Below are 19,353 nucleotides of genomic sequence, written 5' to 3'. Positions count from 1 at the left end.
GGCAAACGGTGTGTGAGCGCGGTGGCCGCTTGTGGCAGCCGCCGCGCACAGTGCATTTCAGCGACGGGCCTGTGCCAGGTAGGGGCCCGCTTGCGCCGGGGCGCGCGAGCCGAACAGCCCGCTCACCACCTGCCAGGCCATGGCCAGCGCGCCGACAATGAAGACCACGTCGCCAAAGGTGCGCACCCAGCGCAGGGTCTGCATGAAGGGCTGCTGCATGAAGGCTTCGCCCCGGGCGTACCACAGGCCTTCGCTCACGCTGGCGTGGAACTGGAACAGTCCGATGGGCAGCAGGCTGGTGGCAATCATCAGCACCAGGCCCGCGTTGAGCCACCAGAAGCCCGTCTTCATGAGCCGTTCGCTGAACACCAACTGCGGGCGGATGTAGCGCAGCACCAGCAGCGTGAAGCCCAGGGCCAGGAAGCCATACACCCCGAACAGCGCAGCGTGGGCATGCACCGGCGTGGTGTTGAGGCCCTGCAGGTAATACAGCGCAATCGGCGGGTTGATCATGAAGCCGAAGACGCCCGCGCCCAGCATGTTCCAGAAGGCCACGGCCACGAAGCACATGAGGGGCCACTTGAGGTTGGCCATCCACTTCGCGCGGTGCTGCAGGCGCCAGTGTTCCCAGGCCTCGTGGCCCAGCACCACCAGGGGCACCACTTCCAGCGCGCTGAACGATGCGCCCACCGCCATCACCGGCGTGGTGGTGCCCGCGAAGTACAGGTGGTGGAAGGTGCCGGGCACGCCGCCCAGCATGAACAGCGAGGCCGAGGCCAGGCTGGCGGCCGTGGCCATGCGTGGCGACACGAGGCCGAGCGTCGAGAAGATGAAGGCCAGCGCCGTGGTGGCGAACACTTCAAAGAAGCCCTCGACCCACAGGTGCACCACCCACCAGCGCCAGTACTCCATCACCGACAGGTGGGTGCGTTCGCCGTAGAAGAAGCCCGCGCCGTAGAACAGGCCGATGGCCACCACCGACGCCGTCAGCAGCGCCAGCAGGTTCTTGTCGCCGCCGGGGGTGCGCAGCGCCGGAACGATGCCGCGCAGCATGAGCACCAGCCAGAAGGCGATGCCGGTGAACTTGCCGATCTGCCACAGGCGGCCCAGGTCCACGTATTCATAGCCCTGGTGGCCCAGCCAGAAGTTCCACTCGGGCGGCATGATCTGCGCGATGGCCAGGTAGTTGCCGACGAACGAGCCCACCACCACCACGACCAGCGCCCAGAACAGGATGTCCACACCGAGCCTCTGGTAAGCCGGGTCCTTGCCACCATTGATGAGCGGCGCGAGGAACAGGCCAGCAGCCAGGAAGCCCGTGGCAATCCAGAACAGCGCGCTCTGGATGTGCCAGGTGCGCACCAGCGAATAGGGGAACCACTGCGACACGTTGATGCCGTAGAACTGCTGGCCTTCCACCGTGTAGTGGGCCGTGAAGCCGCCCAGCAGCACCTGAAAGCTGAACAGCGCAACGATGAGGAACAGGTACTTGCCCAGCCCGCGCTGCGAGGGCGTGAGCGGCACGCGCGAGAGCGGGTCGTGCTGGGGCGGTGTCGGCTCTACCTCGTCGTGTTTGCGCAGGAAGGCCCAGCCCCACACGAGGAAGCCCACGCCCGCCATCATCACGACCACGCTCATCACCGACCAGACCATGTTCTCGGCCGTGGGCTTGTTGCCGATCAGCGGCTCGTGGGGCCAGTTGTTGGTGTACGTCGCCGTGGTGCCGGGGCGCTCGGTGGCGGCGGCCCAGGCCGTCCAGAAGAAGAAACCCGTCATCTGCGCGCGCCGCTCGGCGCTGGGCAGGGTGTTCTCCTTCATGGCGAAGTGCTCGCGGGTCTTGTGCAGCGCGGGCACGTCGCTGAAGAGCTGGTCGTAGTACAGCGCGGTCATCGCGATCGCGTCGGCCCGCACCGAGGACACCGTGGCCACACCCGTCTCGGGGCTGTAGGTGTTGGTGCGGTACTCGGTCTTCATGCGGTCGCGCAGCACGGCCTGGGCGGCGGCGTCGATGTCCGCAAAAGGCTTGCCGTGCGCGCGCTCAGCGGCGACGTCAAGCCAGTTGAGCAGCTCGCGGTGCAGCCAGTCGGCCGTCCAGTCGGGCGCCTGGTAGGCGCCGTGGCCCCAGATGGAACCCAGCTGCATGCCGCCCACCGACTGCCAGGCGGTCTGTCCGTCGAGGATGCTGTCGTGGGTGAAAAGCACTTCACCCCCTGCCGTGGCGATCTTCGCGGGGATGGGCGGCGCGGTGCGGTAGACCTCGGCGCCGTAGTAGCCCAGCAGGCTGAAGGTGACGATGAGCACGCCGATCAGCGTGAACCAGAGCTTGCGGTAGTTACCCATGGCGGGCCTCCTGCTTCAACAGAACAACAACGAAGGGGCGGCGCCAGCGTGCGCTGGCGGCGTGGGGTCGGGGTCTTGTGGTCATGGCTTTTTGGAACGAGTGAATCGGTGTCCCTGTCCACATCGCAAGCGCCGGGCCAGGGCTGCAGGCCTATCAAATCAACCACTTACACCGGTCATGGTTTTTTTGACCCTTCTCAAATGGGGTTTAATTCACCCGTTGAAGGTAAATATCACCATGGACCATAGCCCCCTGCTGGCCGACCTGGCCACCGACCTGCCCCAGGCCGTGCGCCTGCAGCGGCTGGCCGACCACCTGCGCACCCGCTTTCACTGCGGCGCCGTGGCCCTGCTGCAGCTGGAAGAAGACCACCTGCGCCCCGTGGCCGTGGAGGGCCTGGTGCGCGAGGCGCTGGGCCGACGCTTTGTGGTCAGCCAGCACCCCCGGCTCGCGGCCATCCTGGCGCGGCGCGAGGTGACCTGCTTCGACCACGACAGCACCCTGCCCGACCCCTACGACGGCCTGCTCGACACCCTGGTGGGCGAGCCCCTGCCCGTGCACGACTGCATGGGCGTGAGCCTGTTGGTGGACGGCCAGCCCTGGGGCGTGCTGACGCTGGACGCACTGCAGACCGGCACCTTCGGCGACGCCGCACGCGCCGCGCTGGCCGACTGCAAGGTGCTGGTGGAGGCGGCCGTGCGCATCTCGCGGCTGGAGCGCGAGGTGCAGGCGCTGCGCAGCGCCCCACACACCCGCAGCGCCGACGACGAGCGCACCACCCGCGCGGGCGATGGCGACATGGAGATCGTCGGCCAGAGCGAGCCCCTGCTGCGCCTGCTGCACGAGCTAGAGGTGGTGGCGGGCTCGGACCTGCCCGTGTTGTTGCTGGGCGAAACTGGTGTGGGCAAGGAGCTGTTCGCGCGCCTGCTGCACCGCCAGTCCACGCGCGCTACCCGCCCGCTGGTGCACGTGAACTGCGCGGCGCTGCCGGAGTCGCTGGCCGAGAGCGAGCTGTTTGGCCATGTGCGCGGCGCGTTCTCGGGCGCGGTGGCCGACCGGCCAGGGCGCTTCGAGGCGGCCGAGGGCGGCACGCTGTTCCTCGACGAGGTGGGCGAGCTGCCATTGGCCGTGCAGGCTAAGCTGCTGCGCACGCTGCAGAACGGCGAGATCCAGCGCCTGGGCGCCGACCGCCCGCGCCGCGTGGACGTGCGCGTGATCGCCGCCACCAACCGCAACCTGCGCGAGCAGGTGCGCGATGGCGCGTTCCGCGCCGACCTGTACCACCGGCTGTCGGTGTACCCCGTGCCCATCCCGCCGCTGCGCGAACGGGGCAACGATGTGCTGCTGCTGGCAGGCCGCTTTCTGGAACTGAACCGTGCCCGCCTGGGCCTGCGCAGCCTGCGGCTGTCTGCCAGCGCACAGGACGCACTGCGCCGCTACCCCTGGCCCGGCAACATCCGCGAGCTGGAGCATGTGGTCAGCCGCGCCGCCCTCAAGGCCCTGAGCCGGGGCGTGAGTCGCGCCGACATCGTGACGCTGGAGCCCGCGCTGCTCGACCTGGACGCCGACGCCGCCAGCGTGGCCCCCGCCCCCCTGGATGCCGGTGCCCCCGCTGTGGCCACCACGCAGCCCACCCCCACCACCGCCGAAGGCCCGCTGCGCGACGCCGTGGATACCTGCCAGCGGCTCGCCATCACGCAGGCCCTGGCACGCCACCAGGGCAACTGGGCCCAGGCCGCGCGTGCGCTGGAGGTGGACGCGAGCAACCTGCACAAGCTGGCGCGCAGGCTGGGCATCAAATAAGAGCGATTCACAAACTCCCCTGGCGTCGTTGTTCCGTCTTGTCGAACCGCCGATGCTGCCTGCGACGGAAGGCCTGGCCAGGGCCGCTGCGCTGAGTTTTGTGAGCCGCCCCAAGCGAATTCAAAAATGATAGCGTCTAGCGCTTTCCAGATAAGCGCTAGCGGCCTATCTGATGCCAAATCACACATCATCGGCCCCCTGCGAACGCCGCTGCGCCACAATCGGCCCATGCTGACCCTTCAAGACATCCGTGATGCCGCCACCCGCCTACAAGGCCACGTGCTGGACACTCCGTGCGTTGAATCCAAAACGCTTTCGCAAATCGTGGGCGCGCAGGTGTTTCTCAAGTTCGAGAACCTGCAATTCACCGCCTCGTTCAAGGAACGCGGCGCCTGCAACCGGCTCACGCTGCTGACGGACGCTGAGCGCGCACGCGGCGTGGTGGCCATGAGCGCGGGCAACCATGCGCAGGGCGTGGCCTACCACGCGCAGCGACTGGGCCTGCGCGCCGTGATCGTGATGCCGCGTTTTACCCCCGGCGTGAAAGTGGAGCGCACGCGCGGTTTTGGCGCCGAGGTGGTGCTGCATGGCGACACGCTGGAAGAAGCCCGCGCCCACGCCTACGCGCTGGCCGATGCGCAGGGCTTGACCTTTGTGCACCCGTATGACGATGAAGGCGTGGCCGCCGGCCAGGGCACGCTGGGCCTGGAGATGCTGCAGGCCGTGCCCGACCTGGACACCATGGTGATCGCCGTGGGCGGCGGCGGGCTGATCTCGGGCGTGGCCACGGCGGCCAAGGCCCTCAAGCCCGGCATCGAGATCATCGGCGTGCAGACCATGCGGTTCCCCGCCATGGTGAACGCCGTCAAAGGAACAAGCCATCCACAGGGCACATCCACCATCGCCGAAGGCATTGCCGTGGGCACGCCAGGCAAGATCACGCAGGAGATCGTGAAGCGCCTGGTGGACGACCTGGTGCTGGTGGACGAGGGCGACATCGAGCAGGCAGTGCTGATGCTGCTGGAGATCGAAAAGACCCTGGTCGAGGGCGCTGGTGCTGCGGGCCTGGCTGCGCTGGTGCGCTACCCCGAGCGCTTCAAGGGCAAGCGCGTAGGCCTGGTGCTGTGTGGTGGCAACATTGACCCGCTGCTGCTGGCGGCGATCATCGAACGCGGCATGGTGCGCTCGGGGCGCCTGGCGCGCATCAAGGTCAGCGCGCGCGATGTGCCCGGCGTGCTGGCGCGCATCACCGCCACCGTGGCCGACGCGGGTGCCAACATCGAGGAGGTCCACCACCAGCGCGCCTTCACCATGCTGGCCGCGCAGAACGTGGAGATCGAACTGGTGCTGCAAACCCGGGGCAAGACCCATGTGGATGAGGTGCTGGGGCAGTTGCGTACGGCGGGCATGCAGGCCGATCTGATCTAAGCGACAGCAGGGTTTTGCGCCCTGAAGGGACAGTCGCAGCTAGAATTGCGCAAGTTTTAAGCATCTGGAGCCCACCATGTCCGACCACAACACCTCGCACGCCCCCGCAACACCATCGAACGACCCCGTGGAAAACGTGGTTCACCTGGTCCCCGTGGTGCTGCCTGTGGTGGGTGGCATCATGATGTTCCTGCTGGCCTTTATTGCCGTGACGATGGCCTGAACGCTTCTGCGGCCATCACCCACAGCCCCGCAGCGCGGGGCTTTTTTTCGTCCCGCACCACCCCCTTATCCCGTCTGACCTGGAGAACACCATGAGACCCGGACACGCACTCGTTTTATTTTCCGGCGGTCAGGACTCCACGACCTGCTTGGCCTGGGCGCTGGAAAACTTTGCCCACGTGGAAACCATCGGCTTTGACTACGGCCAGCGCCACCACATTGAGCTGCAGGCACGGCAGACGGTGCTGTCATCGTTGCGTGCGCAGTTCCCGCACTGGGCGGCCAAGCTGGGGGACGACCACATGCTCGACCTGGCGGTGCTGGGCCACATCAGTGACACGGCGCTGACCAGCGACACCGAAATCCAGATGACCGCTGCCGGCCTGCCCAACACCTTTGTGCCGGGGCGCAACCTGCTGTTCTTCCAGCTGGCGGCCGCCGTGGGCTACCGGCGTGGCCTGCACACCCTGGTGGGCGGCATGTGCGAAACCGATTTTTCAGGCTACCCCGATTGCCGCGACGACACGCTCAAGGCCCTGCAGGTGGCCGTGTCCCTGGGCATGGGCCAGCGTTTCACCTTCGACACCCCGCTGATGTGGCTGGACAAGGCCGAGACCTGGGAACTGGCCCGGTCCCTGGGCGGACAAGCGCTGGTCGATCTGATCGTGACCGACTCGCACACCTGCTACCACGGTGTGCGCGAGACGCTGCATGCCTGGGGATACGGCTGTGGCACGTGCCCGGCCTGCGCGCTGCGCAGGAGTGGCTACGAACGGTGGAAGGGCAGTTCGGCCAGCGTTTGAGGCGAGGGAGCGGACACAGCCATGCATAACCTCATGTTTTTTTTGCATGGTTTTGACCCCTGTCTGACAGACAAAAGGGCGGCAGGTTCATAAAATTGACATCCCAGCCGACCCGCGGAATCCGTGGAACTAGCCTCCACCCGTGGGGCTGACACACGCTCCCGCCCGCCGACTGAGCACGAAAGCCGTTTTTTCAAAGGCAGCGCTCAGCACCGCAACTGCGCCAGGCCTCGCCGTGACCCGCCCGGTCCGCTTCCTTTGAAAAAACGTTTTTCAACTTAGGAAGCTCCCCGATGAACGCACCCACGATGCAGGGCCTGAACCTCAACGCCCCCGCTTACGTCAAAAACGCCCGGCTGCTTGCCTGGGTGGCCGACATGGCCGCCCTGTGCAAACCCGACACCATTTACTGGTGCGATGGCTCCAAGGAAGAGTACGACCGCCTGTGCCAGCAGCTGGTCGATGCCGGCACCTTCAAGAAGCTCAACCCCGCCAAGCGCCCTTGCAGCTTCCTGGCCTGGTCCGATCCATCGGACGTGGCCCGTGTGGAAGACCGCACCTACATCTGCTCGGCCACCAAGGAAGACGCTGGCCCCACCAACAACTGGATGGCTCCCGCCGAAATGCGCGCCACGCTGCAGCCCCTGTTTGACGGCTGCATGAAGGGCCGCACCATGTACGTGGTGCCCTTCAGCATGGGCCCGCTGGGCAGCCACATCGCCCACATCGGCGTGGAACTGACCGACAGCGCCTATGTGGCCGTGAACCAGCGCCTGATGACCCGCATGGGCAAGGCCGTGTACGACGTGCTGGGCGTGGAAGGCGAGTTCGTGCCTTGCATGCACACGGTGGGCGCACCCCTGGCCGAAGGTGAGAAGGACACGACGAGCTGGCCTTGCAACCCCAAGGTCAAGTACATCGTCCACTACCCAGAAACGCGCGAAATCTGGTCCTACGGCTCGGGCTACGGCGGCAACGCGCTCCTGGGCAAGAAGTGCCTGGCCCTGCGCATCGCGTCCACCATGGGCCGCGACCAAGGCTGGTTGGCCGAACACATGCTCATCCTGGGCGTGACCAACCCCCAAGGCAAGAAATACCACGTGGCAGCAGCCTTCCCCAGCGCCTGCGGCAAGACCAACTTCTCGATGCTGGTGCCGCCCGAGGCGGGCTTTGCTGGCTGGAAGGTCACCACCATCGGTGACGATATCGCCTGGATCAAGCCCCATGCCGACGGCAAGATGTACGCCATCAACCCCGAGGCGGGTTACTTTGGCGTGGCCCCCGGCACCAACATGCACACCAACCCCAACTGCATGCGCAGCCTGGACAAGGACGTGATCTTCACCAACGTGGCCCTGACGGACGACGGCGACGTGTGGTGGGAAGGCATGGAAAAGGACACCGGCAAGCTGCCGGACCATCTGATCGACTGGCAAGGCAAGGACTGGACGCCCCAGATCGCCAAGGAAACCGGCGCCAAGGCCGCCCACCCCAACTCGCGCTTCACGGTGGCTGCCACCAACAACCCTGCGCTCGACCCCCAGTGGGACGATGCCAATGGCGTGGCGATTGATGCCTTCATCTTCGGCGGCCGCCGCTCCACCACCGTGCCGCTGGTGACCGAAGCCCGCACCTGGACGGAAGGCGTGTACATGGCTGCCACCATGGGCTCTGAAACCACCGCTGCCGCCTTTGGCGCCCAAGGCGTGGTGCGTCGCGACCCCTTCGCCATGCTGCCGTTCTGCGGCTACAACATGAGCGACTACTTCCAGCACTGGCTGAACATGGAAGGCCAAATCGCCGCCACCGGCAAGGCGCTGCCCAAGGTGTTCTGCGTGAACTGGTTCCGCAAGGACGAAGCCGGCAAGTTCGTCTGGCCGGGTTATGGCGACAACATGCGCGTGCTCAAGTGGATGATCGACCGCATTGAAGGCCAGGCTGCAGGCCAGGAAACCATGTTTGGTGTGGCTCCGCAGTACGCCGAAATCAACTGGACGGGGCTGGATTTCAATTCCCAGCAGTTTGCTGCCGTGACCAGCATCGACAAGGCAGCCTGGGCCGATGAGTTCAAGCTGCACGATGCCCACTTTGAGCAGCTGGCTTACCACCTGCCCCCTGCTTTGCTCGCTACCAAGGCTGCGCTGGAAGAGCGCCTGGCAAGCTGATTCCGGGATCTTCTCAGTCCTGACAACCGCCCCTTCTGAAAAGGAGGGGCGTTTTTTTTGCGCTTGTGGATGCGGATACTGGATCAGCGCGATCTGCCCCGCGGCCATGAAAAAAGCCGTGGCGAACACTCGCCACGGCTTCAAAAAATCCGATCACTGCACGGTGGACCGTGCATCATCTTCTCAGTAGTACTTGCGGATGTCTTCCACGGTGGCAATGCCCATGGCGTGGTTCAGTTCGGCCATGATGCGGGGGTCCTTCACAGCCACTTGCCAGGTACGCTCGTCATCCGCAGCGCGGCGGCGGGCTTCGGCCCAGCCGAGGGCGGCCACACGCAGGGCAGCACCGGCACGGCGTGCGGGGGCGGTCAGCAAAGCCAGGGCCGCAAAGGCGACCAGCCACAGCACCATCCAAGCCGCGAGCAGGTGGCCTTCGCTCCAGGTGTCGATGACCTGGTTGGCCACTACCAGCAAGGCCGATACCACGGCCGCGAGCAGAAGCGTGGCAGCGCCACGGGCGCCATCAAAGTTGGCGGCTACGCTCTTGAGGGCGGCAGCGGCGTTTTCGGCGCGGACAACGCCGGGGTGTTCGGTGGGGTACTCAACGTGTGCAAAGCTGGTCATTTCGGTTTCCCTTTTCTAACGCTTGTGGCGAGATTGCCGGGCGATGGGGTGATATTAGGGTTTACCCTTTGCATGTTCAAGTTTATATTTTGAATCATTGATATTCATGTTGATGATGAATTGACCATGACGCCCTTGAACTTCCGCTCCTTGGACCTGAACCTGCTGCGTGTTTTTGACGAGGTCATGGCCGAGCGCAGCCTTACACGCGCTGCGCACAAGCTGTCCGTCACCCAGCCTGCCGTGAGCAACGCCATGCGGCGCCTGCGCGATGTGCTGGGGGATGAGTTGGTGGTGCGCAGCGGCCAGGGCGTGGAGCCCACTGCGCGTGCGCTGGCCCTGTGGCCCCCTGTGCGCGAAGCCCTGGCCCACCTGCAGGAATCCCTGGCGCCGGGACACTTTGAGCCCGCTACGGCCGAATCCACCTTTGTGCTGGCCATGGCCGATGCCACGGCCGCCACCCTGGTACCGGCCTTGGTCGAAATTATCGAGCGGGAGGCGCCCGGTATTTCGATCCGGGTATTGCCCCTGACCACGCGCGACCCCCGCCGCCTGCTGGACGAAGAGGCGGCCGACATGGCGGTGGGCTACTTCCCTGCGGTGCTGGCAGACCTGACCGCCCGCGCGCAATCCGGGGGCGCAGTGGCCTTTGAGAGCCGCCGCCTGTACGACGGCGAATACGTGTGCGTGATGCGGCAAGGCCACCCTCTGGCCGATGCGCCCCTGACGCTGGACACCTATTGCGCCGCACGCCACATGCTCGTGAGCTTCTCAGGGCGCCCCTTCGGCTTCATCGACGAGGCCCTGGCGTCCCTGGGCCGCGAGCGCAAGGTAGTGATCACGGTCAACCAGTTCTTCACTGCCGGCCGGGTAGTCTCGGGCTCGGACCTGTTGACGGTGCTGCCCCGCCACTTTGTTCCCGTGACCGGCATTGCCGATGCGCTGGTGCAGCGGGCCCTGCCGCTGGATGTCCCACCCGTGCATGTAGACGCACTCTGGCGCCGGCGTGGGCCTCAGCAGGCCGCGATGACCTGGCTGCTGCACGCCCTGGCGCGCTCGGCGCGCCGGACTTTCCCCGAGGAGTGAGGCGCCCAGCCTGAACCCGTAGACTGCGCCCAGCATGAACATCCAGCTTTTGTCCGATCTGCACCTTGAGGCGCATCCCCACTTCGTCCCCGAACCGGCTCCCGGCGCCGATGTGCTGGTGCTTGCTGGCGACGTGGGCTCCTACCAGGAAGGCTCGCAGCTGGGCGACGAAGACTTTGGCCTGGCCCGGTTTTCACCATTGCCTGGGGGCGCAGGCTGGCCCACCCCCGTGCTTTTTGTGCCCGGCAACCACGAATACGATGCACAGGATTTCGACGCTGCCCACGAGCGGCTGCGCCGCACCTGTGACCGCCTGGGAATCACCTGGCTGGAGCGCGAGACCGTCGAGCTTCAAGGTGTGCGCTTTGTGGGCACCACACTCTGGAGTGATTTCGATGCACTCGCAGACCATGAAGGCAGCACCGACCTTGGCAGGCGGCTGAAACTGCGCGACAAGGCCTTTCGCGCAGCGAACTTCTACCTGCGCAAGACGGGCGGCACCCGCCACGCAGAGCCCTTTCTGGCCGAAGCCATGCGCGACCACGCACTGGTCTGCCAGGAGTGGCTGGCGCAAGCACTTGCGGTGCCTTTTGAGGGCCCCACGGTGGCCGTCACCCACTTTGCACCCAGCCTGCGCAGTGCCGATCCACGCTACGGACTGGTGCCCGGCACTGCGGGGTTCTGCAACGCCCTGGACAGCTTGTTGCCCCACGCGCAGCTGTGGCTGCACGGCCATCTGCACGCCCCGAGCGACTACACGGTACAAGGTTTTCACGGCAACGGCACCCCCTGGCAGTGCCGCGTGGTGGCCAACCCCCTGGGCTATGCGCGCAAAGGCGAACAGGCGGCTTTCAAGGCGCAATGCTGCATCCCCGTATGATCAAGAGACGGGGCTCTGCCGCCCCGCAGCGCAGAAGAAAAACATGACCCAGGTCAAGACAACAGAAGTCCGCGCACGGTAGTCTGACCCAACCCTATTCTGGAGAACACCATGAACATCCTGCTTGCTGTCGATGGCAGCGCCTACACCAAAAAAATGCTGGCCTACCTGGCTACCCACGAGGAGCTGCTCGGTGGCAACCACCAGTACACCGCGCTCACCGTGCAGGCCCCGCTGCCGACACGCGCGCGCGCCGCTCTGGGCAAGGAAGTGGTGGACAGCTACCACGCCGAAGAGGCAGAAAAAATCCTGTCGCCCGTTTGCAAATTCCTGGCGCGCCATGGTGTGGACGCCAAGCGCGTCGTCAAGGTCGGCGCCGTGGGTGAGAACATCGCCAAGGTGGCTGACAGCGGCAAGTTCGACCTGCTGGTGATGGGCTCCCACGGCCATGGAGCCTTGGCCACCCTGGTCATGGGCTCGGTGACCACACAGGTGCTGGCCCATTGCAAGGTGCCGTTGCTGATCGTTCGCTAAGCCGAACCACAAACAGCCCGGCCCACCACCAAAGCCCTGCTCCGGCAGGGCTTTTTTTTGCCCAAATGAAACCGATCGGTTACAACATAACTTGTTGGTTTACTTAACGACCAATTAGTTATACATTCTCGCTGCGCCCATCCTGGCGTGTCATTTCCATCGAAACCGAGGAACGACCCATGAAAAAAACCCTGATCGCATTGGCCCTGACCGCAGGCGCCACCTTCACCGTGATGGCCCAGGACATCGTCGATACCGCCGTGAAGGCGGGTAATTTCAAGACCCTGGTGGCGGCCGTGCAGGCTGCGGGCCTGGTGGACACCCTCAAGGGCCCCGGCCCCTTCACGGTGTTTGCGCCCACCGACGAGGCTTTCGCCAAGATCCCCAAGGCCACCCTGGACGGCCTGCTGGCTGACAAGGCCGCACTGACCAAGGTGCTGACCTACCACGTGGTCCCCGGCAAGGTGATGGCCAAGGACGTCAAGGCCGGAAAGGTCAAGACCGTGCAGGGCCAGGAGATCACCGTGTCCACCAGCATGGGCGTGATGGTGGACCAGTCCAAGGTCATCGCGACCGATGTGGCTGCCAGCAATGGCGTGATCCACGCCATCGACACCGTTCTGATGCCCAAGTAAGCCCGCGGACCAACCGCTCGTCCCTTCCACCACCATCCACTAGCGAGGAGAAGCCCCATGAACACCGCATTCAACCGCCGTACCGTCTTGCTGGCCGCCGCCGTGGGCGCCAGCGCCACCTTGTTGCAGGCCTGTGGCGGCGGCGACGATGAGCCCCAGCGCAACATCGTCGAAGTCGCCCAGAACAATCCTGACCTCAGCATCCTCGTCGAAGCAGTGGTCGCCGCCGGTCTGGCGCCCACTCTGAGCACCGGCATGCTCACGGTTTTCGCCCCGACCAACGCCGCCTTTGCAGCGTTGCTCAGCGAGCTGGGCGTGACCAAGGAGGCCCTGCTGGCCGACAAGCCCCTGCTGACAGCGGTACTGACCTACCACGTGCTCGGCAGCAGGGTCCCGCGTGCAGACGTCCCCCTGGGCAAGGCCATCACGCCCGTGTCAGGCGGCTTCTTCAAGATCGAGTCGGCCAACGGCCTGAAGATCACCGATGGTCGCAACCGCGTTTCCACCATCACGGCCACGGACATCCAGGCCAGCAACGGCGTGGTGCATCTAGTGGACCGCGTGCTGCTGCCAGCCAACAAGGACATCGTCGCCACCGCCTCGGCGCTGCCGGACTTCAGCATCCTGGTGGAAGCCGTGGTGGCGGCCGGCTTGGCCACCACCTTGCAGGGAGCCGGCCCGTTCACGGTATTTGCGCCGACCAACGCCGCGTTTGCAGCGCTACTGGCCGAGCTCGGGGTGACCAAGGAAGCCCTGCTGGCGGACACCGCGCTGCTGACCACGGTACTGACCTACCACGTGGTACCCGCGCGCGTGCTCAAGGCCGAGGTCCCTATCAATACCGCCATTGCTACCGCCCAGGGACAAACCTTCACGGTGAACGCAAGCCTCGTGATCACCGACCAGAACCTGCGCACCAGCAACATCACCATGGCCGACGTGTTCACCAGCAACGGTGTGATCCACGTCGTGGACAAGGTGATCCTGCCCAAGTAAGCTGGTGGCTGTGAGCCCCGTGAGCCCCACGCAAGAAAGCCCGGCATGCCGGGCTTTCTTTTTTGGGTGCGTACGAAACGCTGGAAAGGAGACGCGACTACCGCGCTGCCAGCCCGTCGAAACAGGTGCGCACCACCAGATCCACGATTTCCGCATCGGAATACTGGCCGCCTTCCTTGAGAAAACTCACCACCGGGTCGCAGGCGCGCGCATACAACGTGTAGAGCACCACCAGCGGCGGCAAGGTGGGGCTGATCACGCCCTGTGCCTGGGCCTGGGTGATCCATTCACCAATCTGGTCGCTTACGGCCACGAGGCCGTTGAGGTAGTCCTTGTTGGCCATCAGCACCGCGCGCAGCGTGGAGTTGCGGCTGGGCAGCAGCGGCATTTCGTTGCTCAGCAGCCGCTCCAGCGACCAGCGCACCAGCGCATGGAGCTTTTCAAGCGGGGGCATTTCAGTGGGCAGATCTGCCAGGTAGGCCTGCACACGGCCCAGAATCTGCACCATGGCGGCGCTGCACAGCTCTTCCTTGCTGCAGAAGTGCTTGTACAGACTGGCTTTGGCAATGCCCACGGCATTGGCCACGTCGTCCATGGTCATGGCATCGAAGGCCTTTTCGCCCAGAAGCTGGCAGGTGGACTGGAGGATGGCATCCTCGCGCGCCTGGTGCATCTGCTCTTTGAACGAAACTTTGGGTTGCGGCGTTTGCATGGCTTGTATTTTATACATTGCAGTAAAAAAATAAATGACTAAGTTGCAATACAACTACGTCGTTCACGTTTTACCCTGCAGGAATCATGCCGCAGGCGCCTCCAGCGTCCGTGCGGCGGTGGCGGTCAGGGCCGCCGTCAGGGCGTCCAGCACGGCCGACTCCAGGTTCCAGCAGTGCCAGTACAGCTGGATGGGCAGAGAGCGGCCCGGCGCCAGGTTCACCATGCTGCCGTCCGCCAGCGCCTCGCGCGCCATCAGCTCGGGCATCACACCCACGGCCCAGCCTGCGGCCACGGCGCGCATCTGCGCCTCGGAACCCGGCACGAACAGGTGGTTGAGCGCCACGCGCTTGAGCCCGAATGCACGCGCCACAAACTCGGCAGCCATGTCGTCCTTGCGGTTGAACGACAGGAACGACACCTCGCGAAAGTTGTGCGGCGTGAGCCCCTGGGGCAGGTACTGCTCCGCATAGCTGGCCGACGCTACGGCCACATAGTGCATGGCGCCCAGCGGCACCATCTTGCACCCACGCAGTGCCTGCTTGAGCGTGGTCACGCAGCCCAGCACCTGGCCAGAGCGCAGCCATTCCTGCGTGAAATCCTGGTCGTCCACGATGATTTCCAGCGGCAAGCGCTGGCGCACCAGCTCGTGCAGCGCGCCCATCGCCCAAGTGGCGATGCTGTCGGCGTTGATGGCAATCGAGATGCGCTCATCCTCGCGCGTGCCGCCCGGGGCGCTGGGCGCCAGCTCGTGCAGGTCGCGCTCCAGGTCTGCGCGCAGCAGGCGCATCTGCTTGGTGTGCTTGAGCAGCAACTGCCCCGCCGAGGTCGGCCGCAGGGGTCGGCTGCGCACGATGAGCACCGAGCCCACCTGCGCCTCCAGGGCGCGCAGGCGCTGTGAGACGGCCGACTGTGTGACGTTCAGGCGCTGCGCAGCGCGCTCGAAGCCGCCCTCTTCAACGATGGCGGCAAGGCATTCCAGGGCGGCGGGATCGTAGGTGCTCATGGTCTCGGGCTCGAACAAAAGAGGGTTGTCTCTACCGCACCGTTTATTAGGTGCGCTGATGTTTTTGGAGTAAGTTTAATTTTGCTTTTAGTTGAATGCAATGTCGCGCACACTGCGCCCCATCGTGTCCCGCACTGGGGCGGGTGGCACGCAAAGGCTCACAAGGCATTCCGCATATGAAAACCATTGTTCTCGGCGCCGGCATCATCGGCATCAGCACGGCGTGGCACCTGCTTGAACGCGGTCACGAGGTCATCGTGATCGACCGCCAGCCCGATGCTGCGCTCGAAACCAGTTTTGCCAATGCAGCACAGATCTCGGTGAGCTACTGCGAGCCCTGGGCCAACCGCGAGGCGCCGCTCAAGGCGCTCAAGTGGATGTTCGACAAGGAAGCCCCGCTGCTGTTTCGCCCGCAGATGGACTGGCAGCAGTGGCGCTGGGGCCTGCAGTTTCTGGCGCAGTGCAACGACGCCGCGTTCGAGCGCAATGTGCAGCAGATCGTGGCGCTGGGCGCCTACAGCCATGCCGCGCTCAAGGACCTGGTCAGCACCACGGGCATCGAATACAACCGGCTCGAACGCGGCATTGCCCACTTCTACACCGACCAGAAATCCTTTGACGCCGCCGGCCACGCGGTGGAGCTCATGCGCAAGCACGGCGTGCAGCGCCGCCTGGTCAGCCGCGACGAACTGCTCAAGATCGAGCCCGCCTTCAAGGCCTATGGCGACAAGATCACCGGCGGCACCTACACCAGCACCGACGAAAGCGGCGACGCCCGCGTGTTCACCCAGGAGCTGGCCCGCCGCTGCATGGCACGCGGCGCGCAGTTCCTCTACGGCCACGATGTGCTGCGCCTGAACAAAATCGGCAATGCTATTGATTCAGTAGCTGTCATGCCAAAACAGACAAGCGCTGGCGGCAAAAAAGACTTCATATTGAAGGCCGACGCCGTCGTCGTCGCCTGCGGCTCGTACAGCGCGCCGCTGCTGCGCAGCGTGGGCGTGGACCTGCCGATCTACCCTGGCAAGGGCTACAGCGCCACGTTCCCGCTGCTCAAGCCCGAGGGCGCGCCCATGGTCTCCACCATCGACGACGGCAAGAAGATCGCCATGAGCCGCCTGGGCAACTACCTGCGCGTGGCGGGCACCATCGAACTCAATGGCTGGGACCTGACGCTCGACAGCTCCCTGGCGCGCGCACGCTGCCACATGCTGTCGCGCCGCATCGAGGCCATCCTGCCCGGCGTGTGCGACACCCGCACGCCCGAACAAGGCGGCGACCCGCAGTACTGGACCGGCCTGCGCCCGGCCACCCCAACCAACATCCCGTTCATCGGGCAGACCCGCGTGGGCAAGCTCTGGGTGAACGCGGGCCACGGCACGCTGGGCTGGACACACGGTGCAGGTTCGGGCAAGGCGCTGGCCGAGCTGATCAGCGGCGAACAGCCCGCGATGAACTTCGGCTTCCTGGGCCACCACGGCTCTGCACGGCGCGCATCGGCCACGGCGCTGGCCGCCTGAGAGCACCCACACAGCCTGCCCGGGTTGGGGTGGGTCCATCCCACCAACCCGCTCATCGCGCGGGCACTCAGGTGGCCAGCGCGAGTCCGCCGTCCACCCGCAGGTTCTGCCCGTTGATATAGCCCGCCCCTTCCGAGGCCAGGAACGCGATGGTCGCGGCCACTTCGGCGGCCTGCCCATACCGCTGCAGCGGCACTGCGGCGCGGCGCTCTTCCCACACGGGCAAGGTGTCGATCCAGCCCGGCAACACGTTGTTCATGCGGATGTTGTGCCGCGAATAGCTGTCGATAAAGATCCTCGTGAACGAAGCCAGCCCAGCGCGCACCAGCGCCGATGTCGGAAACAGCGCGCTCGGGTCCACCGCCCAGGCTGACGACAGGTTCACGATCACGCCACCACGCTGCGCCTGCATCAAGGGGGCCACCAGCCGCGTGGGTCGGATGACGCTCTGCAGATAGGTGTCCGTCCCCAGCAGCCACCGCTCATCCGCCAAAGACAACAAAGGCGCGCGCGGTTCATGGCCGGTGCTGTTGATGAGCACATCGACCCGGCCCCAGCGGGCTTGCGCCAGATCCACCAGGCGGCCCAGATCCGCCAAGCACTGGCTGGACCCCGTGACGCCAACGCCTCCGAGTTCCTGGGCCAAGGCCTCGCCTTTGCCCGACGACGAAAGAATGCCGACCTGAAAACCTTCCTCTGCCAACCGACGGGCGGTGGCAGCGGCAACGCCGGTGCCGCCCGCGGTGATGAGCGCTACTTTTTCTACTGCCATGATCGTCCTTGAATGCCGCACACCGGCATCTGGCAATTGTTTCGTATCCTTTATGTTTTGGACGACCGGACGAAGCAGCCGCCGTGCTTCGATCCAGTAGAAAATCTACACCCATGACCTCCCCGTTGGGCCCCACGCCCTCTCTCAATGCGCTGCGAGCGTTCGAGGCCGCCAGCCGCCATCTCAACTTTCGGCTGGCCGGGCTGGAGCTCGGCGTGACCCAGGGCGCCGTGGCGCAGCAGATTCGTGCGCTGGAGGCGGAGCTGGGCCTCAAGCTGTTCGAGCGGCACCCGCGCACCCTCGTGTTGACCCACAACGGCCAGCGCTATGCCACCAGCGTGCGGCGCGCGTTCGAGATGCTCGCCGATGCCACACAGGGCCTGCGGCCCGAGCCCCTGCATGTGACGGTCAGCGTCACCCCGACCTTCGCCACCAAGTGGCTCATCCCACGGCTGGCGGACTACACGCGCCTTCACCCTGGGGTTGATCTGCGGATCCTGGCGACCGAGCACCTTTCGCACTTTCAGACCGAGGCCGTGGACCTGGCGGTGCGGTACGGCCGCCCCCCATTCGGCCCGGGGCTCACGGCCGATCTCCTGTTCGAAGAGTGCCTGGTGGCGGTGGGCAGCCCGCTGTTGCTGCACCGCTCCGGGCCACCCGACACCGCGGGTGACATCGGCCGCTACGTGCTCCTGCACGACTCCCAGTCTCCATGGGCCGACTACCTTGCGCAGCACACGCCGCCCGCTCCCGGGGCTTCAGATCCCACACCGCAGGCGATCTGGTTCAACCAGACGACACTCGCGATCGACGCGGCCCTGACCGGCCAGGGACTCGCGCTGGTGCAGAAAGATTTTGTGGCGCAGGATCTGTCCGCCGGTCGGCTGGCCAAGGTGTTTGAGGAAGAAGCGCACACGGGCGCTGGCTATTACCTGGTGGCTCCGCGCAAGCAACGCGCACCGGAGGTCGTTGCGGGCGTGAGGGCTTGGCTGCGAAGCCAGGCCGGCGCATAAACCGCAAAGACCGCAGGCAGCGCGGATGCTCTGGCCCCCTTCAACCCCGACCTGCGGGCCCGGCCAGGGGGCCAGGTAACGAGCCGGAATCTCCAGCGCATGGAATCCGCCCGCCAGCAGCACCACCAAACAAACAGCCAGCATCCAGCCCGCCAGCATGGCCCCCACCAACGCTCGCGCCCGCAGAGGCTCTGGCAGGTTCCAGTACAAAGCGCAACCCACGTGCGTGCCCAGCGCGAACACGGCGAAAAAGTAGTACGGGCCAAAGAACCACTGCCAGGGCGGTGTGTGCATGCCCGCCGCTGCAAACTGCAGGTTCGTGTCCACGCCCTGAAACCGGCCCACCCAGACGGCCGTCACATGGATCAACAGGAACAGCGCCAGGTAGCCCCCCGAGATGGCCTGCATCCACGCCACGCCCCCACGGCGCCGGCCCCGCCCGCGCCACAGCAAGGTGAGGCCGCTGCCCATCTGGAACAGCAGACAGCCAAGCAGCACGCCTTCGACCAACGGCTGGCGATAGATCAGGCGCAGGGCTTCCAGCACGGATTGGTGCGCTGCCGCTCCGGCCAGCCCCGCCAGGTGGCCCAGCAAGTGGGCCGCCAGGAACGATGCCAGCGCGATGGCACTGGCGCGGTGCACGGCCCGCAGCGCAAGGCGCTGGCGCCATGCCCAGGTGCCAGCCAGGCCGACAGCGGCGGCTCCCAGGGCGAGTTGGCTGGTTTCGTGCATGAAGGTTTTCTCCGGATGTTGCAAGGGACTGGCGGCAGAATAGGCAGCGGCGCCGTCTCCGCCTACTCGCATTGCGCTCAGG

General features: G+C 65.5%; 17 protein-coding genes. 12 read left to right on the top strand and 5 right to left on the bottom strand.

Annotated features, from left to right (window positions below; translation table 11 throughout):
* Positions 1 to 57: 57 nt before the first annotated feature.
* Positions 58 to 2,340, bottom strand: a complete 2,283-nt coding sequence (locus ACT89O_RS01020) for a nitric-oxide reductase large subunit (RefSeq protein WP_487261582.1) — start codon at positions 2,338 to 2,340, stop codon at positions 58 to 60.
* A gap of 238 nt (positions 2,341 to 2,578) precedes the next feature.
* On the opposite strand from ACT89O_RS01020, the gene norR reads away from it, so the two are divergent.
* The 5 genes from norR (at position 2,579) to ACT89O_RS00995 (ending at position 8,762) form a co-directional block, all read left to right on the top strand.
* Positions 2,579 to 4,144, top strand: coding sequence for a nitric oxide reductase transcriptional regulator NorR (gene norR / locus ACT89O_RS01015; RefSeq protein ID WP_487261581.1), 1,566 nt, complete (start codon positions 2,579 to 2,581; stop codon positions 4,142 to 4,144).
* Between the two features lie 228 nt (positions 4,145 to 4,372).
* Positions 4,373 to 5,572 (top strand): threonine ammonia-lyase, encoded by a 1,200-nt coding sequence (locus ACT89O_RS01010; RefSeq protein WP_487261580.1) that lies wholly within the window; start codon positions 4,373 to 4,375, stop codon positions 5,570 to 5,572.
* 76 nt (positions 5,573 to 5,648) lie between these two features.
* Complete coding sequence (locus ACT89O_RS01005) at positions 5,649 to 5,795, top strand: hypothetical protein (RefSeq protein WP_199727054.1); 147 nt, start codon at positions 5,649 to 5,651, stop codon at positions 5,793 to 5,795.
* Positions 5,796 to 5,886: 91 nt separating this feature from the next.
* Positions 5,887 to 6,597, top strand: a complete 711-nt coding sequence (gene queC, locus ACT89O_RS01000; RefSeq protein ID WP_487261579.1) for a 7-cyano-7-deazaguanine synthase QueC — start codon at positions 5,887 to 5,889, stop codon at positions 6,595 to 6,597.
* Between the two features lie 293 nt (positions 6,598 to 6,890).
* Positions 6,891 to 8,762, top strand: a complete 1,872-nt coding sequence (locus tag ACT89O_RS00995) for a phosphoenolpyruvate carboxykinase (GTP) (protein WP_487261578.1) — start codon at positions 6,891 to 6,893, stop codon at positions 8,760 to 8,762.
* Positions 8,763 to 8,945: 183 nt separating this feature from the next.
* Here ACT89O_RS00995 and ACT89O_RS00990 read toward each other — a convergent pair whose 3' ends face one another.
* On the bottom strand, positions 8,946 to 9,386 hold the full coding sequence (locus ACT89O_RS00990; protein ID WP_055397233.1) for a hypothetical protein: 441 nt from the start codon (positions 9,384 to 9,386) through the stop codon (positions 8,946 to 8,948).
* A gap of 126 nt (positions 9,387 to 9,512) precedes the next feature.
* Between ACT89O_RS00990 and ACT89O_RS00985 the strand changes: the two genes are divergently transcribed.
* From ACT89O_RS00985 to ACT89O_RS00965, 5 genes are all read left to right on the top strand, one after another.
* Positions 9,513 to 10,472, top strand: coding sequence for a LysR family transcriptional regulator (locus ACT89O_RS00985; RefSeq protein ID WP_055397236.1), 960 nt, complete (start codon positions 9,513 to 9,515; stop codon positions 10,470 to 10,472).
* Between the two features lie 34 nt (positions 10,473 to 10,506).
* Positions 10,507 to 11,352: a metallophosphoesterase gene (locus tag ACT89O_RS00980; protein ID WP_487261577.1), complete on the top strand. Its 846-nt coding sequence runs from the start codon at positions 10,507 to 10,509 to the stop codon at positions 11,350 to 11,352.
* Positions 11,353 to 11,463: 111 nt separating this feature from the next.
* Positions 11,464 to 11,886 (top strand): universal stress protein, encoded by a 423-nt coding sequence (locus ACT89O_RS00975; protein WP_055397239.1) that lies wholly within the window; start codon positions 11,464 to 11,466, stop codon positions 11,884 to 11,886.
* A gap of 179 nt (positions 11,887 to 12,065) precedes the next feature.
* Positions 12,066 to 12,521 (top strand): fasciclin domain-containing protein, encoded by a 456-nt coding sequence (locus ACT89O_RS00970; protein ID WP_121421847.1) that lies wholly within the window; start codon positions 12,066 to 12,068, stop codon positions 12,519 to 12,521.
* Positions 12,522 to 12,578: 57 nt separating this feature from the next.
* Positions 12,579 to 13,517 carry a fasciclin domain-containing protein gene (locus ACT89O_RS00965; protein WP_487261576.1) on the top strand — a complete coding sequence of 313 codons (939 nt, stop codon included), beginning with the start codon at positions 12,579 to 12,581 and terminating at the stop codon, positions 13,515 to 13,517.
* A gap of 97 nt (positions 13,518 to 13,614) precedes the next feature.
* Here ACT89O_RS00965 and ACT89O_RS00960 read toward each other — a convergent pair whose 3' ends face one another.
* Together ACT89O_RS00960 and ACT89O_RS00955 are read right to left on the bottom strand one after the other, a co-directional pair.
* Positions 13,615 to 14,229: a TetR/AcrR family transcriptional regulator gene (locus ACT89O_RS00960; protein WP_055397245.1), complete on the bottom strand. Its 615-nt coding sequence runs from the start codon at positions 14,227 to 14,229 to the stop codon at positions 13,615 to 13,617.
* 84 nt (positions 14,230 to 14,313) lie between these two features.
* On the bottom strand, positions 14,314 to 15,234 hold the full coding sequence (locus ACT89O_RS00955) for a LysR family transcriptional regulator ArgP (protein ID WP_055397292.1): 921 nt from the start codon (positions 15,232 to 15,234) through the stop codon (positions 14,314 to 14,316).
* Positions 15,235 to 15,410: 176 nt separating this feature from the next.
* Here ACT89O_RS00955 and ACT89O_RS00950 point away from each other — a divergent pair, with 176 nt between their 5' ends.
* The gene (locus ACT89O_RS00950; protein ID WP_055397247.1) at positions 15,411 to 16,754 is read left to right on the top strand and encodes a D-amino acid dehydrogenase; all 1,344 of its coding nucleotides are present in this window, start codon (positions 15,411 to 15,413) and stop codon (positions 16,752 to 16,754) included.
* A 67-nt stretch (positions 16,755 to 16,821) separates the two neighbouring features.
* Here the strand turns inward: ACT89O_RS00950 and ACT89O_RS00945 are convergent, their stop codons facing one another.
* The gene (locus tag ACT89O_RS00945; RefSeq protein ID WP_487261575.1) at positions 16,822 to 17,526 is read right to left on the bottom strand and encodes an SDR family oxidoreductase; all 705 of its coding nucleotides are present in this window, start codon (positions 17,524 to 17,526) and stop codon (positions 16,822 to 16,824) included.
* Positions 17,527 to 17,639: 113 nt separating this feature from the next.
* Here ACT89O_RS00945 and ACT89O_RS00940 point away from each other — a divergent pair, with 113 nt between their 5' ends.
* A complete protein-coding gene (locus ACT89O_RS00940) occupies positions 17,640 to 18,539 on the top strand; it encodes a LysR substrate-binding domain-containing protein (RefSeq protein ID WP_121421843.1) in 900 nt (299 codons plus the stop codon).
* Positions 18,540 to 19,353: the final 814 nt, after the last annotated feature.

This window comes from Acidovorax sp. NN32, assembly GCF_057597245.1.
Note: the sequence above shows the minus strand (reverse complement) of the source record. Positions and strands in the feature narration are given on the sequence as shown.

What these genes read in the sequence shown, in the direction of transcription:
- ACT89O_RS01020 (WP_487261582.1), bottom strand. Translation starts at nt 2,340, where the DNA reads ATGGGTAACTACCGCAAGCTCTGGTTCACGCTGATCGGCGTGCTCATC.
- norR (WP_487261581.1), top strand. Translation starts at nt 2,579, where the DNA reads ATGGACCATAGCCCCCTGCTGGCCGACCTGGCCACCGACCTGCCCCAG.
- ACT89O_RS01010 (WP_487261580.1), top strand. Translation starts at nt 4,373, where the DNA reads ATGCTGACCCTTCAAGACATCCGTGATGCCGCCACCCGCCTACAAGGC.
- ACT89O_RS01005 (WP_199727054.1), top strand. Translation starts at nt 5,649, where the DNA reads ATGTCCGACCACAACACCTCGCACGCCCCCGCAACACCATCGAACGAC.
- queC (WP_487261579.1), top strand. Translation starts at nt 5,887, where the DNA reads ATGAGACCCGGACACGCACTCGTTTTATTTTCCGGCGGTCAGGACTCC.
- ACT89O_RS00995 (WP_487261578.1), top strand. Translation starts at nt 6,891, where the DNA reads ATGAACGCACCCACGATGCAGGGCCTGAACCTCAACGCCCCCGCTTAC.
- ACT89O_RS00990 (WP_055397233.1), bottom strand. Translation starts at nt 9,386, where the DNA reads ATGACCAGCTTTGCACACGTTGAGTACCCCACCGAACACCCCGGCGTT.
- ACT89O_RS00985 (WP_055397236.1), top strand. Translation starts at nt 9,513, where the DNA reads ATGACGCCCTTGAACTTCCGCTCCTTGGACCTGAACCTGCTGCGTGTT.
- ACT89O_RS00980 (WP_487261577.1), top strand. Translation starts at nt 10,507, where the DNA reads ATGAACATCCAGCTTTTGTCCGATCTGCACCTTGAGGCGCATCCCCAC.
- ACT89O_RS00975 (WP_055397239.1), top strand. Translation starts at nt 11,464, where the DNA reads ATGAACATCCTGCTTGCTGTCGATGGCAGCGCCTACACCAAAAAAATG.
- ACT89O_RS00970 (WP_121421847.1), top strand. Translation starts at nt 12,066, where the DNA reads ATGAAAAAAACCCTGATCGCATTGGCCCTGACCGCAGGCGCCACCTTC.
- ACT89O_RS00965 (WP_487261576.1), top strand. Translation starts at nt 12,579, where the DNA reads ATGAACACCGCATTCAACCGCCGTACCGTCTTGCTGGCCGCCGCCGTG.
- ACT89O_RS00960 (WP_055397245.1), bottom strand. Translation starts at nt 14,229, where the DNA reads ATGCAAACGCCGCAACCCAAAGTTTCGTTCAAAGAGCAGATGCACCAG.
- ACT89O_RS00955 (WP_055397292.1), bottom strand. Translation starts at nt 15,234, where the DNA reads ATGAGCACCTACGATCCCGCCGCCCTGGAATGCCTTGCCGCCATCGTT.
- ACT89O_RS00950 (WP_055397247.1), top strand. Translation starts at nt 15,411, where the DNA reads ATGAAAACCATTGTTCTCGGCGCCGGCATCATCGGCATCAGCACGGCG.
- ACT89O_RS00945 (WP_487261575.1), bottom strand. Translation starts at nt 17,526, where the DNA reads ATGGCAGTAGAAAAAGTAGCGCTCATCACCGCGGGCGGCACCGGCGTT.
- ACT89O_RS00940 (WP_121421843.1), top strand. Translation starts at nt 17,640, where the DNA reads ATGACCTCCCCGTTGGGCCCCACGCCCTCTCTCAATGCGCTGCGAGCG.